The organism is Methylobacter sp. Wu1, from assembly GCF_036553575.1.
Lineage (GTDB): Bacteria > Pseudomonadota > Gammaproteobacteria > Methylococcales > Methylomonadaceae > Methylobacter.
This window is the reverse complement of record NZ_JAZHOC010000018.1, coordinates 1-16,365: the sequence shown is the minus strand read 5'-3', so window position 1 is coordinate 16,365 and position 16,365 is coordinate 1. Positions and strand designations below refer to the sequence as shown.

The following is a 16,365-nucleotide window of genomic DNA, read 5'->3' as shown; positions in this document are numbered from 1 at the left end:
GGCCGGGTATACCGGCCTTTTTTTTGAGCTTTGCCGCGTTGATTGCCATCGAGAGCAGCTTGCCTGTTCCCGCCTGGCTTTAGGCGGCCATGAGAGTAAGCTAGCGAATCATCGACGCCTTTTCACGGATTTGCCGCTCGCCATGAGATCTGTTACGCCAGGAAGGGCCCGTTTTGGCGCAATTCAAGGCTTCATCGAGCGTATCAAAGACGCCCCAGCATCTGAGGCTTCCACCCATCAGGCAATGCACTGACATCACATGGTCTGTACGAAGAATGAAAGATTCTGTCGGAGTAGATCCTCGCAGCAAAAGCGGGTTAATTAAATGCCCGTCAATAAAATCTTCCGCCAGATACTCAGTGCCATCATCAAGTTTAAACTTAGCCATAATCATAGTTCCCCCTAGTCAATTTTTACATTGTAATCAGAGGGTAGCATTCGCTGGCTTAAGCTTGCTTTAAATCGTAGCTCTACCTGTTCAGCGCTCTATGGCAATAAAGGTTAATCACTGCAATTGCTCTTTTGAATTTCTCTTTTGCACGATGCACTGCCGTCTTTTCACTTTCCAACGCGCTCACTCGCTGGCTTTCCTCCAGGCCTGACGAGTCTGCATGCCGCCGGAGAGCACTTTTACCTGCAGGCCGCTCTGCTGCAAAAGACGATACGCATAATAAGCCCGCTGCCCGACACCGCAAATCAGCCAGATTTCCCGCGCCCTGGGCAGTTCGTGCAGCCGGTCGCGCAAGGATTCGAGGGGAATGTTTTGGGAATTCGGAATGTGATCTTTGCTGTACTCCGCCTCGCTGCGGACATCCACCAGCAGGGCCTCAGTGGATGCCAGCTCATCCCAGTTAGCCAGTTGCAGATCGCCGCGCAGATGGTTGGCGGCCACCATGCCGGCCATGTTAACCGGATCTTTGGCGGCGCCGAACTGGGGCGCGTAGCAAAGCTCCAGGTCTTCCAGATCGAATACCGAAGATTCCTGCATCATGGCCGTGGCAATGACGTCGATGACTCTCGCCACGTCGAGCTCGCCCACGGCTTGCGCGCCGAGAATCCTGCCGTCCGCTTTGGAGAACAGCAATTTGATGTGGATCGGCCTGGCGCCCGGAAAATAACTGGCATGGTGTCCCGGATGCAGGTAGACCTTTTCGAAATCCATGCCGGCGCGTTTGAGCTGCTTTTCGTTGACGCCGGTGCAGGCGACGGTAAGGCCGAAAGCTTCACAGACAGCTGTTCCGAGCACACCCTCAAAAGCCAGAGGCGGCCGCGTTTCAGCATCGCTGCACGAAAAATGGTGGAGAATGGCGGTGGCCGCCACTCGTCCCTGCCGGTTGGCCGGTCCTGCCAGCGGGACGAGCTGCCATTGCCCGGTGATCCTGTTTTTCACTTCGACCACGTCCCCCACCGCCCAGATGGCGGCATCGCTGGTGCGCTGGCAGGGATCGACGCGAATGCCGCCGAGCTCGCCCAGTTCCAGACCGGCATCGCGGGCCAACGCGGACTCGGGCCGCACGCCGATCCCCAGAATGACCAGGTCGGCGGTTAGCGTCGCGCCTTTTGAAGTACGCACGCTCAAGCCGCGCCCGGGGAGCTGTTCGAAGGCTTCGACAGCTTCGCCCAATCTCAGATGCACACCATTGGCTTTCAGGCGTTCGGCGGCGTAGCCGGCCATTTCAGGGTCCAGCGGCGGCATGACCTGATCGGCCAATTCCAGCAGGGTAACATCAAGTCCAAGTCCGACCAGATTTTCAGCCATTTCCAGGCCGATAAAACCGCCGCCTACGATCAGCGCGCGCGAGGCATTGGCGACCGCGGCCTTGATCTTCCGGCTGTCAGGGATATTGCGCAGCACGTAAATGCCCGGCAGGTCGATGCCCGGCAGGGGCGGACGCACCGGCTGGGCGCCGGTTGCCAGCACCAGGGCGTCATAAGGTTCTTTCCGCGCGGCGCCGGTTTTGAGATCGCGCACTTCGATCAACCGGGCTTGCCGGTCGATGCGCGTGACCTCCGTTTCGGTATGGATTTCGATGTTGAAGCGGTGCTTGAACATTTCCGGGCTGGCCACCAGCAGTTTGGCTTCCGATTCGATGACATCGCCCACGAAATAAGGCAGGCCGCAATTGGCAAAGGATACATGCGGGCCTCGTTCGAACACGACGATCTCGCATGTCTCGCAGAGCCTGCGCATACGCGCCGCGCAGGTGGCTCCGCCGGCCACGCCGCCGACGATGAGGATACGTTTGTTTGCTGCATTCATGAGCTTAAATCTCCCGGCTCGGTTGTAGGTTAAAATCGCTTTCTGAAATTGATCTGCCATTCCGACAGCATCATAGGATGGCTCGATGCAGTGATCATCCGACCGCACTTGCAAAAGACGGGGCATCCAGCAGGTTATCCCCGGCCGTCTGGAACTGCGCATCCTCGGGTACATCGCCTGCAAAAAGCCGTTTGAACTCCGGTTCCGCCGGGCTTAGATCGCGGCCTTCATCGATTGACTGTTGTCGCTCTGCCCTGAGATCCTCTTTTTTCCACCATAACCATGGCTGTTTCATGAATCTTTATTCCCCATTTAACGATGATGCCGTGGATCAACCGCTTGTTGAGTCTGCAATCGCCTGACGTCGGTTATTGGATCACCTCAAGTTCCCTTCGGGACGGTATCGAGTCGGCAGCGCCATGCCGCGTGATGCATAGCGCTGCCGCGCGAACTGCCCATTGCAGGGCGGCCTCTGGATTGTTGGTTTCGATGAACTCAGCCAAAAAGAAGCCAATAAACGTATCGCCGGCTCCTGTTGTGTCTACGGCATGGACTTTTTCCGCCGGCTGATAGAACCGGGCCTTCGGACTGAAATAGGCGGCGCCCTTGCCGCCTAAAGTGAGTACAACCGCCGTTCGGGGAAACCGCCGGCTGAGAGTCTTGCCGATGCTATCCGGCTCGCTTTCTCCGGTGAGGGCCTGCGCCTCAGTCTCGTTCATTATGAGAATGTCCACCAGTTCAAGCGGATAATTGAGCACTTGCGCACTCATGGGAGCGGGGTTAAATATGATCGTCAACCCTTTGGCTTTCGCGGCCTGGATTATCTGCGGCACGGCATTCACCTCGTTTTGCACGAGAAGATAATCATCCGGTCCGAAATCAGCAACGATGCCCTGCACGTCTGATTCGCTTATGAGCTGATTGGCGCCGCCGACGATTATGATGGAGTTTTCACCCTCCGCATTCACCTGAATGATGGCGTGCCCGCTGGGGCCGTCGATTGTTTGTACAAATCCCGTATCCACGCCCTTGTCTTCCATCAACGTTTTCAGCCAGGCGTCTGCGGCGCCTACTTTGCCGGCGTGATACACGCACATACCGGCCTGGGCAAGCGCAATGGACTGGTTCAAGCCCTTGCCTCCGGCAAATCGGCGGTATTTCCGGCAACTGATGGTTTCACCGGGACGCACGAAATGCTCGACAGTATAGACATGATCAACATTGATCGACCCGAAGTTCAGCACTCTTTTCATCGCTGCCAAAATAAGAAAGTAATAGTCACTTTCTTATGCTTTTACAGCATTCGTAAAAACTTGACAACAGGGGGGGTTAATATCTTTTGAAAACAAATAGGATGACCAGGCTTGTAGCCCATAACCTGTTCTTTTTTCTTGCAATACTGAACAAACATGAAAATGGGACAGTTGCAGGATGCTGGGAAGATGCGATTTGAAGCGGCGTATGATAGAGGCAAGAGCATCAGTTATAACTTGCAAATTCTTAGTTTTTAAAAAGATCGGCCGCTAAAGCAAAAGCCGGTTCTTAAGCTGAAAGCACTCGAGGCGAACCGTGCAAAGAGAAATTGATAAATAAGCCAAGCCCTGTTTCACCTTAATGACTGATACTGCGCAGCTGTAGGTGCGAATTCATTCGCACTGAAATATCGCTTTATAACGTCTCGAGTCGAATGAATTCGACCCTACAGCTGCGCAACATCAGTTGTATTTTCAGGTTTTCGACCACAATGCCGCCATAATGCCTTACTTTGCGCTCAGTGTAATGACACCGTCCCATGGCTGCGGCGGATCTTCCCGGTAAATTAAGGCCAGATTCAAATAAAAGTTTGTCGGGCCATCTTGTCCATGCCTGTCCAGCAATGCCTGAAAGCTGACAACGGCATCTTGCCACAGGCCTTGCCGGAATGCGCTTAACCCTGAAGCGAATTGCTCATATTTGACGTAATCAGCCACATCGGTCTTCGTCGCCTTACTCACAATCTCCACAAGCTCTATGGGTTCATTTCGTCCGACCAGACGAAAACCGCCTACCGGCCTGTAGATTACACTGCCTAGGCCGGCAACACTGGCCGCGGAAGCTAAAATATGAGTTCCCAGAAATTTGTTTACGCCCTGGATGCGTGAAGCGATATTCACCGTATCGCCAATCGCGCGGAAATGGCTGCCTTCCCCGGCATCCAGCCTGCCAAGCGTCATGTCGCCTTCGTGCAGGCCGATACGCGTGGGAAGCTGGCAGGTGCCGGATGCCGCATTGAATTGTTCAACCGCCAGCTTCATTTCCAGCGCCGCCAGACAGGCTGCCAGCCGCAGGTCGGCGGCTGGCAAATCAATCCATACCGCTATCATTGAATCGCCGGCCACATCCTGGATTATCCCGTCATGCGAACTCACCGAACGGCCCAGCACCTGGTAATACATATTCAATAACTCCCACATTTCATGGGCGGTATGATTCGCCGCAACAGTCGTATAGCCTTCAATATCCGTGGCAAGGCATACCCCGCCGACATCCCGTTGAGAGGTTGATTCCGCCGCGCCTTGTTCCGGACGCCATTGCCCCGGCGATTCCGCGACGAACGGCAGCCATTTTGGAAACACGCGGCTGACAAAAGCCAGAATCCGCTTTCTTTCATTCAACAGGTCCCGGCGCGCCCATAACGATGAAATAAACCAGGCCAAAGGCAATTGGATCAATAGCGGCACGGCCACCGGCAGCCACACGCCGCTTCGGCTGAAACACCAGACAGCCAGGCCCGCATAAGCGCCGCCCGCCAGCAAACTTACCGCCATGCCGGAAAGCCCGGCGAACCTGATCAGCAGCAAACCGACAACCAGCCCGAACATCAGTAGCATTAATCCCGGCGGCATCGGCGATGCAATACTGCGGCCTTCGAGTAAATTGGCGAATTGCGTAGCCATAATCTCTACGCCGGCCACCTTGCCGCTTTGCGTGTCGCTGAAAGGGGTTTGAAAGTAGTCGATGTGGCCCGGTGAAAACTTGCGGTTGGCCTTCCCGACAAATACCACTTTGCCTGACAAGTCGGTGACTTTGCCTTCATAGACATCGCTGTACGATTCCATGCGCAAGGTCTGCGCCGGGCCGTAGAAATCAATGTACCGCCTGTCTTCCAGGCAGATCGCCTCATCAATAAAGCGCGCCAGAGCGGATTTTTCCGGCAGGCTTATCGGGGATTCGTCTGCGGCAGACAGGCATTGCCTGCGCCGTTCCGTCAGCCAGACAGAAAAAGGGTATTCAGGGTGGATCATGCCCTGCAATTCGCCTGTGCGCTGAAGGTAATACATCCACGCCAGTACCGGTAAGGTCGGGGTTTCCGCAAGCGCATCGAGAAACGTCCAGCCTTCCCGAATGACAGGCTCCTCCGCGTCATTAGCCAGATAAAACGGCGCATGATCCAATGCAGACTTGGCCAGCAGCGGCGTAGAGCCGATTACGCGCATGGCGACCAGTCGTTCGGAAAGCCGCTGCCGCTGCGCCCCATCCATCTGTACGAAAGGTTTCTTATTGCTTTCCGAACACTCCTCGCGCCCGTAAAAATCCTCGTCCCCGCGCCGCAATTCCTGCACGCATTCCGTCACCAGCACGTTGCCTGCCGCCTGCATGGCTGCAGCAAAGTCCGGATCATGATCGGTATGGGGTACGATAAACTGAAGGTCAAAAACGATCAGCGCCGCGCCCTGGCGTTGCAATTCGCGTATTAATCGGGCATGAAAGCCACGCCAGCGGGTCAAATCCTGGCCTACGCCTAAAACGGCTTCAGAAGTTTCGTCCATCGCGACGACGACAACTTCGTCAGGAGGCGTGCGTTGGCCCCGGATTCGGAATAAAGAATCCAGGCCCAGTGATGCTTCCAGGCCGGTCAGATAATCAATGCCGCTTCCTGACAATAATGTTATTAAGGCAATAGTGATTGCCCGCAGGAAATGGCGCATTGTGCCTGGACCTTTTTGTTTGATTCGCGATTAATACGGATTGAAAACAATCAATTTAAGTAAATAGACCATTTAACTCGGTTTTGCCGGGTTAAATGCAAATATTATTTAAGCTAAAAAATCAGTAGTAGAAATTCCAAATTTTCAACTACATTTGGGTAAACCCGGTATGAGAGTTGCACCAACTCTGGGTGCAGCTTTACAGCAAGCGCCATCCGGTATGGGAACACCAGCTATGCTATAAACTCCCATAATAGGATTATCTAATTTCACTGGAGTGTTTGGATTCGCTGCATCGCATGAACTATTTACTCCTCCTTTCCAGGTTTTTACTGTATTACTATTTGCGCAAAAACAGGCAAATCCAAGCTGATTTCCATCTGAAGAAGATGTGCCAAGAATTTGATATATGTAATCTGATCCTATTGCAAATTGGCGGTATTTCACGTCATAACCCGAGATATTGCCCACATTGATCCACCCGCCATACAGCAATGCCCTCGGCTCCCCCTTGGGCTTAACCGGAAGTAATTTATCTTTCGGAACGACTCGATGAGGCGGAACTCTGAGTTTTTCATCAGGGCGTATTTTATATACATCAGCAATCTCTTGAGAAAGAACGACCCTGTTAGTAACAGCCGCACCTGTCAAGAGACTAATACCTACAAGACTTAAAACCATTTTTTTATTTTGCTGAAAATAATTGGTATTTCCACTATTTTTAAACATCCTCGCCCCTTGTTATTGATTAGAAATTAAGAACTACACGACCAAAAATCGCCCTTTGTGGAATAAATTCGCTGGCATTAAAAAATATATTGCCATTATCCATCCGGCTCGTATCGTCAAACCGGTATTTTTTATTTAATAGATTTTTACCTTCGAGGCTCACAATACCCAGCCGTTTTGGCAAGCGATAACCGATTGCCGCATCAAGCAGAAAAAAACTGCTTGACTCTTTACTATCGCCCTCCAGCTTTTCTATACATTCTTGATTTTCACAGGCCCCTGTTTCCTGGTTTACATAGGTTCCTGTGAGTTTACCGAAAAATCCGGAAGGATCGAAATATCTGAGCTCTAAGGGAACACTATGAGTAAAAAGCTTATCAAGAGGGGCTGGTCGATCAGGAGATTTATCGTATATATACCGATAGCGCGTGGAGATCGAAAATCGATCCAACAGAGCCCAGTTCAGATAAATTGCAGCCAAATCCTTTTTCGAAGATAAAGTACCTTTTAATGGATCAAAAGCGTCTCTTTGAGAAAGCTCTACTCCCGCGAATACCGTAGGCTGTATAACAAAATCCAGCGCGCCTCCATAAAATGAAAAAGAATAGTCTGCAAAATCGTCAAAAAATTGATTAAAACCGGCTATCTGAGCCGGTTCAATGGATTGCATCGTTGCCAAAGACCTTTTTTTTCCCCTAAAGTAGGCCAGTCTGAGCTTGGCTCTATCGCTGATGTCCCACATCAGACCGACTTTTGGATATAGCCGCAGCTTATCTTTCTGATCTTTTTCATGGGAATATTCATTTGATACTCCAAATGTTCCGGTTACTCGATGGGGCAATTTCAAATTAAGATAGGCATACTGATTGCTTCCATTACGGCCGTCTCTAGATCCATAATTCGTTGCTATATCTGTTCCTAATTTATTCTTTTCTTTTTCTTTTATTGAATAGAAACTGAAACCGGCTATGACGTTATAGAACTGACTATGACGCAGATACTGCCCTTCAGCAAAATCACTGCTACTGTCAAAATCTGTTACACGTTGACCGGAAAACTCAGGCGAAGCCCCTGATGAATCATTATGAGTAAAGGAATCCGCATGAATATACGAAGCCAGCAAATGATCATCAGTAAATACTCTTAAGTTAAGTCCTGCACGATAAATATTCTCTCTCAATCTAGCTCGTTCCGAATATAAATTACCGGGAATAAGATCCTGCCGAAAATCTCCCTGTTCAGTGTCCCTGTACACATATTCAAACTGGGCATTCAAGCGATCATTAACCGCTGCCTGGAAAAATGCATCGTAAATATCATGGCGTTGGTCGGTATTAGTCAGATTTTCATCCGGATTATAGGAATCAGAGGCTCTGGTAAACCCATCCGTTCGATAATGGTACTGCCCCAGGCTATAAGAAAACTTATCGAGAAGCCCGCTCAAAGTAACTTCATCGCTATAAGTCCCCATGTTGCCTACCACTCCGGAAGCAATCAGCTGCGGGCGATTGCGTTCGAAATTGCGGGTAAAATCCTGGAACGATGAGTTGGCCATGTCCGAAGCGCTCAGCAAACCTCTTTGCGACACCGATAAATGCGGCTGCACCGGATTGATATTGATCGGCTGCAGCAGCTTGGCCTGCAGCAGTTCGCTAAGCTGCGCGGTTTCCCGGCTGGATTGATTGACGTAGGTATCCGACAGGAAACGATGGGCCGAATAATTGGTGGGATCGGTTTGCAGCGAAGTAATGGCCTCAACCACGCCCCGCTGTTCAAAGCCCAGATCATCGTAGACACGCGCCAGGCTGGCCCCGCGTGCGGCCCGGTCGGAATCCAGCAACTCCCTGGAGCGATACACCGCGCGATTGTCATTCAAGGCCATCGCCTGCTGCAGATCCTGCAAGGCCTCAACCGGCCGGTTCTCGGTCTGTTTTTTCATCGCGTCGTAAAAATACGGCGTGGGATCATTCGGATCGCGCTCCTTCGCCAAAGTAAACTGGTCTTCGGCCAGCGCATTGCGTTTTTCTTCGAAATAGCCCTTGCCCAGATAACTGCGCAGCAAGGAATTGTTAGGGTCGAGCATGGCGGCGATTTCCAGATCCTGGCGCCCTTCTTTCAAATCGCTTTTGCGAATTTTAGCCAGGCCCAGGCCCAATCGCGCCAAAGGCGAGGTGGAATCCAGCTGGACGGCTTTAGTAAAGGTTTGTAACGCTTTATCCGTATCCATGCGCCGCAAATAGGCAAATCCGGCTACGGTTTGTGTTCTTTCCAGGCCGGCATCCAGATCTAACGCTTTTTCTGCGCTTTTCTCGCTTTCGGCGAGCAAGCCCAAGGCGAGTTCCAGCTCTGATTTCCGTGCCCAGACCATCGCATCGTGCGGCGCGAGTTTCACCGCCTGTCCGGCGGCTTTCAAGGCTTTCTCCAGTTCAAAGCGGCCTTGCTCGGCATAGGATAAGGCTGAATACGCCGTTGCCGAGCCGGGATCAGAGGCAACGGCCCGGCTTGCCAGGCTATGAGCTTCATCTTTGCGGTTTTGCGTCAGCGCCAGTACGGATTGCAATGCCAATGCTTCGGCATCGTTGGGGTTGTCGGCCAGCAAGGTCTGGATATCCTGCAAGGCCAGTTCAACCCGTCCGACGGCGAGTCTTATGGCGCCGCGTATTTTGTAAAAATAAGGCGTCCGTTGCTCAGGCGATAAGGCATCCAGCCGGGACAAAGCCTCGTCAATCCGCCCCTGACGAAAATCGCCTATCGCTGTGCGGATGCCGGCGTCAACTGCCATTTTGTCATCGGGATAAGGCAGCAAAGGCGGATAGTAAAGCGCCCACGCCACGGCATCCTGAGGCTTGATGTCAATCTTAGCTTGCGGCGCCTGCCCCCGGTAGGCCTGCGCGCCCTGCCCCGGATTGATGCGAATGCTGCCCTGCTCATTGAAAAATCTTACCTTGCCTTCGTAAACCCATAGCGAGGCCTTGGTGTCATCGGCGCTCAGGGCGAATTCGGTGCCTTCGGGGCCGGCGTTGGCGATCGGCGTATTGACTTGCAGGCGTCTGGGCGTGCGGCTGATAAAATTGACGAAGCCTTTCAGCAGGTCCAGCAAGGTAGGCTTGTCGGGATTAATGCCGTTCAGGCTAAGCACAGTGCCTTCGTCAAGGCGCAAGATGATGCTGTCGGGCAGCATTAATGAGGCTCGACTGAAAGGCGCTACCCGCACCCGGCTGCCTTCGCAGATTGCTTCATTGAGCTGTGCCCGTTGCCAGTGTCCCTTGTTGTCAGGATCGAAAAATACATTGCCTTGCAAGGAGACCAGTTTTGCGGAGGGTTTGCCAATACAGTTATTATCGGAAACAGTTTCTTCCGACCAACTTACAGGCGCAAATAAAAATAGTGATAGAGCAAGTAGGTAATGCATTTTTTATTTTTTCCAGAGAGGAAATTTCTATGCTTTTCTAAATAATATATAAGTAATAATATCTAGGTATTTATACTTAAATAACCATACTAATATTTATATTTGCGTGAAATCAAGAAATTTAATTTTGTAAGCTGAATAAAAGCCGGACGGTTACCCGGCTGCTCACTTTACAGATATCGGCATGCAAGATACCGCATTAAGTTTTTCAAAATGCTGGCCCTGCATCTGGCATTTATATGATGATTTTTAGAGGATATGAAATATAGGCGGCTTGGCTTTGGAAAGGGTCAACTAAATAAATTAAGCGCCTTTCTCTGTAAAACTCCTGCCAAAATCAAACAAAGATTATCACCTGATTTTGAACCCCAAATAATCAGCAATAATCAGTTTTACCGCCTCTTTTTGTTCTGAATTTCCTGTAATGCAGTTACTTATGCTTAAGGCGGCAGAAAAAAAACGTTAGGGCAATTATTCCAGGCAGCCGCCGTCACTTGTGCCCTGCCGCATCCAAGAAACCGGAGCGTTAGCTTATTTATAATTTATTCAACAGCGCGCCGTTGCTATAATGCCTCTCCAATTGGTTTCACTGTATAAATAACAAAAATTCACTATGCAACAAGAAATCCTCCCGGCACTAAAAAAAATCGATTTTCTTGCCAATCTGTCCGATGAAAGACTCGAGTCATTGGCGGCAAAAGCAAAATCGATCAAATTTCCCAAAAAGGCAGTCATTATCACGGAAAAGGATGAAACCGGCTCGCTTTATATTATTCTTTCCGGCAAAGTGCGCGTTTTTAGCAGTGATGAAAAAGGTAAGGAAATTACCTTGCTTATACAGGAGGCCGGTACTTATTTTGGTGAATTGGCATTGCTCAGTGATCAAACCCGATCGGCTTCCGTGGCAACCCTGGAAAAAACCGTATGCGGCGTTATTTCCAAAGAGGATTTTATCCATTGGCTTACCCTGCATCCGGATGTGGCGATTAATATGTTAGGTACCTTATCGGAGAAAATCAGATACCTGACTGAAAAGGTCAAACAATTGGCCTTGTCGAATGTTTATGAAAGAACCGTTAAACTGCTCTATGAAATGGCCCAAAAAGAAGGCGATGTTTATGTCATCCATAACAAGCCCAGCCAGCAGGAATTAGCCAATATGGTGGGTTCATCCAGAGAAATGATCAATAAAATCATGCATGACTTAACCAAAGGCTCCTATATTGCAATTGAAGACAAAATGCTCAAAATTCAACGCACACTACCGGCATCCTGGTAATGATTCCACATAAGTCATAAGATTTCAGCCGGGTTTTATCGGATCCGCCATCGAGCAGCAAAAATCACACAATTAGCTCATCTGCGGCAATCTAACCGTTCTGCTCCACTTCGCCTTGTACGCGTGCTGAATTCTTCCGGGTCAGGCGCGTTCGGAAATCATTGCATCAGCCACTCAAGGTATACGCTAACAAGTGAAGCATGAGCATAAAACAAAGAAGATTTTTGCCTTTTTTCGGGAAAAATCCAACTATCAAGGAAAATAAAATCTGATATCTAAACGTTGCTGCAGCCGGTTCATGAATATTTCCAGGCTGAATACATTCACAGTTTCTTTCCTGTAACCACATCAACGCATCAATTTCAAAACAGGATACCTGTGCAATATTTCACTGTGCACATGTGAATTTGTTCATTGGTACGCACCCTGACTGAACTTACCATAGCAAGCGATTGCTGTAATGAGAAAAGAACATAATTAAAAGATTCGGTAGGGATAGAGATACGTCACGCTGATGTTTATCACAAGCATAAAGCATCTTCGCCATCAGGCGGGGTTATCTGGATGCGATTGCGCGTCGACAAATTCGACGGGCGCCAGCAAAGCAATGATGACAGTGTTTTTCACGGATCTGACAGCGACATTCAGTACAGGTATAACTTTTTAAGTAGAACAAACCATGCAACCTTACATTCAGCAAGAAGAACATCAACCCCTTGCCAGGCTTCAAGGCCTCAGCAAGCTATATAAGCGCGGCGAGGTCGAGGTCGAAGCTTTGAAGCGAATCGACTTAACCCTCAACCGACAGGAATTTATTTTTGTGATAGGCCCTTCCGGCAGCGGCAAGACAACGTTATTGAACCTGCTGGGTTGCATCGATGTGCCGACCAGCGGCCAATTGAGCATCCTGGGCCGGGACATTGTAGGACTTAGCGATAATCATCTGGCTGATTTCCGCAACCAGCACATAGGTTATATATTTCAGAATTTCAACCTGATGTCGGTGTTATCCGCGTATGAAAATGTCGAATATCCCTTGATTTTAAATCAAGTTGACCGTGCAGAGCGTAAGGAGCGGTCCTTGGAAATGCTCAACGCCGTCGGTTTATATCATCGACGCAATCACCGTCCGACCCAATTGAGCGGCGGCGAGCAGCAGCGCGTGGCCATCGCCAGGGCGCTGGTCAAGCAGCCGGCCATGGTGCTGGCGGACGAACCCACCGCCAATCTTGATTCGCGCACGAGCAACGAAATAATAAACCTGATGCTGGAAATGCAATCCCGTTATAAAACGAGCTTTATTTTTTCCACGCACGATATGCAAATAATGCAGCATTCGGACCGGATTATCCGCGTGAAAGATGGCGTCCTGGAAATGAACCAAGAGGGAAGAAAACAATGATCGATTTTCAAATTGCCGTCAGAAATCTGATGCGGAACAGCCGCCGCTCGGCAATAACAATATTCGCCATCATAGTGGGCATGGTTGCCTTACTGATGTTCGGCGGCTATATCGCTTCAATTTATTACGGCCTGCAGACAGGCATTGTCCGTGCTGAAGGGCATCTTCATATCTATCCCAAGGGCTATCTGGAGTATGGCTTCAGCCGGCCGGCGGACTTTTATATCAGCGATTACGATAAGCTCGTTGAAGAAATCAAACATGACGCTTCGATAAAAGACAAACTCCGGATCGTTACCCCTATCGTGAATCTTGCAGGGATTGCCGGTAATTATTCCGCGAACAGCTCGACAACGTTCATTGGCGTCGGGTTGTTGCCGTCCGATCATAACAGGATGCGGGACTGGGATGCTCATCACCTGAATATGCCGTCCGTGCAGCTGCCTTTATCCGATCAGGAACCGGAAAATGCCGTCATAGGCCGCGGCATGGCGAGAATGCTTAACCTATGCAAAGCTCTGGCGGTTTCGGATTGTCAGGATATCGCCAAAGAAGAAAAACCAGCCGAAATCGATGCGGGCATCCTGGCTATTCAGGAGTCTGCCGCCCAGGATATAGCGCCAGTGGACAATCGTCAAAGCGACAAACCGAGCATCGACTTATTGGGGTCAACCGGCAGCGGTGCGCCGAACGCCATTTCACTGGTCGCGGTCGAGGCTCAGCGCCAAGGCGTTAAAGTGCTTGACGACAGCTTTGTCGGCATGCATCTACACCAGGCGCAACGCTTGATCTATGGCGACCAGAAAAGAGTCAGCGCAATTGTTCTGCAACTGTATGACACCAATGACATGGCGGCCGTACAAACACATCTGGCTGATCTTTTCGCCCACAACGGGGATAAGCTGGAGATAAAAAACTATACGGAATTCAATCCTGAATTTAATCAGGTCATCAATATGTTCATGGCGATTTTTACCTTCATGGTTATCGTCATCATCCTGGTCGTGCTGTTTACCATCATAAATACATTAACCATGAGCGTAATGGAACGTATTGACGAAATTGGCTCTTTACGCGCGCTTGGCCTGCGCCGCAGCGGCGTGCGCCGTCTTTTCCTGTTGGAAGGAATGGTCATCGGTTTTGTCGGCGCAACTATAGGCCTGGCGGCAAGCATCATTATTGCGCACGTTTTCAATAGCGCCGGCTATACCTGGTCGCCTCCCAATAGTGCAACCGACATGGCCTTGCAAGTGCTTCCTTTTAAAAATCCTTCATTAATTTTTTGCATCTGGGTGGTGATGATTATGGTCGCGGCGCTATCTTCCTTGCTGCCGGCACGCCGCGCCGCGCGTATGAATATAGTTGATGCAATACGTCATGTTTAAGTCCAGAAGCAGGTATAAAGTATGAATAAAATAATCACAATAATATGTTCCATCGTTTTTTTGAATTCCACGGCGATTGCAGATACTGGAAAGAATGAACTGACGGCGGAGCAGATATTGGAAAGATCCGACAACATCCGTAATCCCGCCCAGCCATTTGCGGTAACGCTGACCTTAACTGAATATACCAACGCCAAACCCGGCGACAAAATGGTCATAACGGTGCATTCGAAAAAACACAGCGAGACAGGACAATACCGCAGCCTGGTGCAATTCCTGGAACCTTTGCGCGACCGGGATAAGCTCATGCTTCAGAACGGCAGCGAAATATGGTTTTATGACCCTGCCTCCAGCAACAGCATACGCTTGTCGCCGCAGCAAAGGTTACTGGGGCAGGCTTCCAATGGCGATGTCATGTCCACGAATTTCGCGCTGGATTATTCTGTAGCCATGGTAGGCCCGGAGCAGCTGAAAGATGCGGAAAAAAAGGAGCGTGACGCGGTACGCTTGAAACTGAGCGCTAAAACACCCAGCGCCACCTACGAAGCGATCGATTACTGGGTGGATAAGGCAACTAGCCAGCCCATCAAGGCAAAATTCTACGCCTCCAGCGGAAAACTGATGAAAATCGGCTATTACCTGAATTTCCAGCAAAACCTGGGCGAATCAAGGCCCAGCGAGACGCTCATTATTGACGGCATCGACAGCAAGAAGGTCACGCGCATGCAAATGAGCAACTACCGTTTTGTCGACATTCCCGAGGCCTGGCTGCAAAGCAGTTATTTGCCCCGCTTCAAGGGGCAATAGGTGGCTGGGCTGTTTTGTTGAATAAGTCATAAATTGGCCAGAGTTCTCCATGTCCGGACCGACCTTGTCGGCCAGCCTTTCGTCATGGCATCCGCCCTGGGCTGTACAGCACAGCTTCAGGGCGGATGCTGAAAGCCGCCCTGGCCGGTTATGAAGCCGCTGGGCGGGCGCTGCGTGTCCTGCTTGTACTACCTAAACATTGACGGCCTTCTGGTGTTAGACCGTGGTTTCCCGGCCATATGGCTGTTTGCCTTGTGCCAGCAACGGCACTTCCTGGCCTTCATCGATGGCAGTCTATGGCCTGGAGTCCAAGCCTTTGCTGTCGGCAATCTTTGGAAGCACATCGCCACCCGCCCCGTCGGCCGCGATACCCGCCGTGCCTCTCGGACCTTAGACATTGAAGGGCTTCCGGACGGAATAGCCCCTTCCGCCTGATTTGGGTGCGGTTTGCCAACGGCTGCGAAGAAATTCTGGCAACCGCCTTACTGGATGCCGAAACTCACCCGGCTGCCGACTTCAAGGCCTGCTTTCATTGGAATAGTCTGTATTTTCTATTGACATACAATGTGAGCCCTGAGCGATGTTTTCAGGTCGCAACAGGAGGCTAATTATTCCGGTTCTGGATACTCCAAACGACGGTTTATACGATCATCGCGAGACACGGGCTGCAAGGTCAGATGCGTTCGTTTGATCTCAGTTTTCCGTGCCTCATTATCGAAACCGACATACCAGTATTCGCAAATCACGTTGGCATTCTCCGTGATCCATTCCTTTCCTTGGGATGTTTCATCGATGACATATTCGCCGGGTTTGACAAAACGTCCCCGTAAACGGCGGGCATTATAGGTGTAGTTTTCCGCCGCCGGTTCCGATGCCAACCAGATGACCAATGCGATTTGGTCGGGTGATACTCCATGAAAGGTCCCCTTTACCAGTTCAATATATTGGATGCGCGGACAGTCATCCGGAAGGTCTTTTTGATTCTGGCATACTCGGCTCGTCACGGAGGTATAGTCATTTCTGGTGTATGACCTAGAGAGGAAAGCGGTGTAACCTGTTGGTAAAAAGATCTCCCCAGATCAACCACCAACATGAGGAAAACACCGCCATGACAGATAGTAAT

The 16,365-nt window shown here is 50.5% G+C and carries 13 protein-coding genes; 5 read left to right on the top strand and 8 right to left on the bottom strand.

What is annotated here, in order from left to right; genetic code table 11:
* Positions 1-100 precede the first annotated feature (100 nt).
* The 7 genes from V2P20_RS01380 to V2P20_RS01350 form a co-directional block, all read right to left on the bottom strand.
* Positions 101-388: a hypothetical protein gene (locus tag V2P20_RS01380; protein ID WP_331815289.1), complete on the bottom strand. Its 288-nt coding sequence runs from the start codon at positions 386-388 to the stop codon at positions 101-103.
* Positions 389-574: 186 nt separating this feature from the next.
* Positions 575-2,260 (bottom strand): FAD-dependent oxidoreductase, encoded by a 1,686-nt coding sequence (locus tag V2P20_RS01375; protein ID WP_331815287.1) that lies wholly within the window; start codon positions 2,258-2,260, stop codon positions 575-577.
* A gap of 94 nt (positions 2,261-2,354) precedes the next feature.
* Positions 2,355-2,555, bottom strand: coding sequence for a hypothetical protein (locus V2P20_RS01370; RefSeq protein ID WP_331815285.1), 201 nt, complete (start codon positions 2,553-2,555; stop codon positions 2,355-2,357).
* Positions 2,556-2,628: 73 nt separating this feature from the next.
* Positions 2,629-3,513: a ribokinase gene (locus tag V2P20_RS01365; RefSeq protein WP_331815283.1), complete on the bottom strand. Its 885-nt coding sequence runs from the start codon at positions 3,511-3,513 to the stop codon at positions 2,629-2,631.
* Positions 3,514-4,020: 507 nt separating this feature from the next.
* Entirely contained in the window at positions 4,021-6,228 is a 2,208-nt protein-coding gene (locus V2P20_RS01360) for an adenylate/guanylate cyclase domain-containing protein (protein ID WP_331815281.1), read from the bottom strand.
* A gap of 144 nt (positions 6,229-6,372) precedes the next feature.
* Positions 6,373-6,957, bottom strand: coding sequence for a hypothetical protein (locus V2P20_RS01355; RefSeq protein WP_331815278.1), 585 nt, complete (start codon positions 6,955-6,957; stop codon positions 6,373-6,375).
* Positions 6,958-6,976: 19 nt separating this feature from the next.
* The gene (locus V2P20_RS01350; RefSeq protein WP_331815275.1) at positions 6,977-10,369 is read right to left on the bottom strand and encodes a tetratricopeptide repeat protein; all 3,393 of its coding nucleotides are present in this window, start codon (positions 10,367-10,369) and stop codon (positions 6,977-6,979) included.
* A 613-nt stretch (positions 10,370-10,982) separates the two neighbouring features.
* On the opposite strand from V2P20_RS01350, the gene V2P20_RS01345 reads away from it, so the two are divergent.
* The 5 genes from V2P20_RS01345 to V2P20_RS01325 all read left to right on the top strand — a co-directional run bounded on the left by V2P20_RS01345 (position 10,983) and on the right by V2P20_RS01325 (position 15,677).
* Entirely contained in the window at positions 10,983-11,648 is a 666-nt protein-coding gene (locus V2P20_RS01345; RefSeq protein ID WP_331815272.1) for a Crp/Fnr family transcriptional regulator, read from the top strand.
* A gap of 679 nt (positions 11,649-12,327) precedes the next feature.
* A complete protein-coding gene (locus V2P20_RS01340; protein ID WP_331815269.1) occupies positions 12,328-13,050 on the top strand; it encodes an ABC transporter ATP-binding protein in 723 nt (240 codons plus the stop codon).
* Positions 13,047-14,435, top strand: coding sequence for an FtsX-like permease family protein (locus tag V2P20_RS01335; protein WP_331815265.1), 1,389 nt, complete (start codon positions 13,047-13,049; stop codon positions 14,433-14,435). Before V2P20_RS01340 ends, V2P20_RS01335 begins: the two co-directional genes overlap by 4 nt.
* Positions 14,436-14,456: 21 nt before the next feature.
* On the top strand, positions 14,457-15,242 hold the full coding sequence (locus V2P20_RS01330; RefSeq protein ID WP_331815263.1) for an outer membrane lipoprotein-sorting protein: 786 nt from the start codon (positions 14,457-14,459) through the stop codon (positions 15,240-15,242).
* A gap of 183 nt (positions 15,243-15,425) precedes the next feature.
* The gene (locus V2P20_RS01325; RefSeq protein ID WP_331815260.1) at positions 15,426-15,677 is read left to right on the top strand and encodes a hypothetical protein; all 252 of its coding nucleotides are present in this window, start codon (positions 15,426-15,428) and stop codon (positions 15,675-15,677) included.
* A 173-nt stretch (positions 15,678-15,850) separates the two neighbouring features.
* On the opposite strand, the gene V2P20_RS01320 is transcribed toward V2P20_RS01325, so the two are convergent.
* On the bottom strand, positions 15,851-16,246 hold the full coding sequence (locus tag V2P20_RS01320) for a hypothetical protein (protein WP_331815258.1): 396 nt from the start codon (positions 16,244-16,246) through the stop codon (positions 15,851-15,853).
* Between the last annotated feature and the right edge of the window lie 119 nt (positions 16,247-16,365).

What these genes read in the sequence shown, in the direction of transcription:
- V2P20_RS01380 (WP_331815289.1), bottom strand. Translation starts at nt 388, where the DNA reads ATGGCTAAGTTTAAACTTGATGATGGCACTGAGTATCTGGCGGAAGAT.
- V2P20_RS01375 (WP_331815287.1), bottom strand. Translation starts at nt 2,260, where the DNA reads ATGAATGCAGCAAACAAACGTATCCTCATCGTCGGCGGCGTGGCCGGC.
- V2P20_RS01370 (WP_331815285.1), bottom strand. Translation starts at nt 2,555, where the DNA reads ATGAAACAGCCATGGTTATGGTGGAAAAAAGAGGATCTCAGGGCAGAG.
- V2P20_RS01365 (WP_331815283.1), bottom strand. Translation starts at nt 3,513, where the DNA reads ATGAAAAGAGTGCTGAACTTCGGGTCGATCAATGTTGATCATGTCTAT.
- V2P20_RS01360 (WP_331815281.1), bottom strand. Translation starts at nt 6,228, where the DNA reads ATGCGCCATTTCCTGCGGGCAATCACTATTGCCTTAATAACATTATTG.
- V2P20_RS01355 (WP_331815278.1), bottom strand. Translation starts at nt 6,957, where the DNA reads ATGTTTAAAAATAGTGGAAATACCAATTATTTTCAGCAAAATAAAAAA.
- V2P20_RS01350 (WP_331815275.1), bottom strand. Translation starts at nt 10,369, where the DNA reads ATGCATTACCTACTTGCTCTATCACTATTTTTATTTGCGCCTGTAAGT.
- V2P20_RS01345 (WP_331815272.1), top strand. Translation starts at nt 10,983, where the DNA reads ATGCAACAAGAAATCCTCCCGGCACTAAAAAAAATCGATTTTCTTGCC.
- V2P20_RS01340 (WP_331815269.1), top strand. Translation starts at nt 12,328, where the DNA reads ATGCAACCTTACATTCAGCAAGAAGAACATCAACCCCTTGCCAGGCTT.
- V2P20_RS01335 (WP_331815265.1), top strand. Translation starts at nt 13,047, where the DNA reads ATGATCGATTTTCAAATTGCCGTCAGAAATCTGATGCGGAACAGCCGC.
- V2P20_RS01330 (WP_331815263.1), top strand. Translation starts at nt 14,457, where the DNA reads ATGAATAAAATAATCACAATAATATGTTCCATCGTTTTTTTGAATTCC.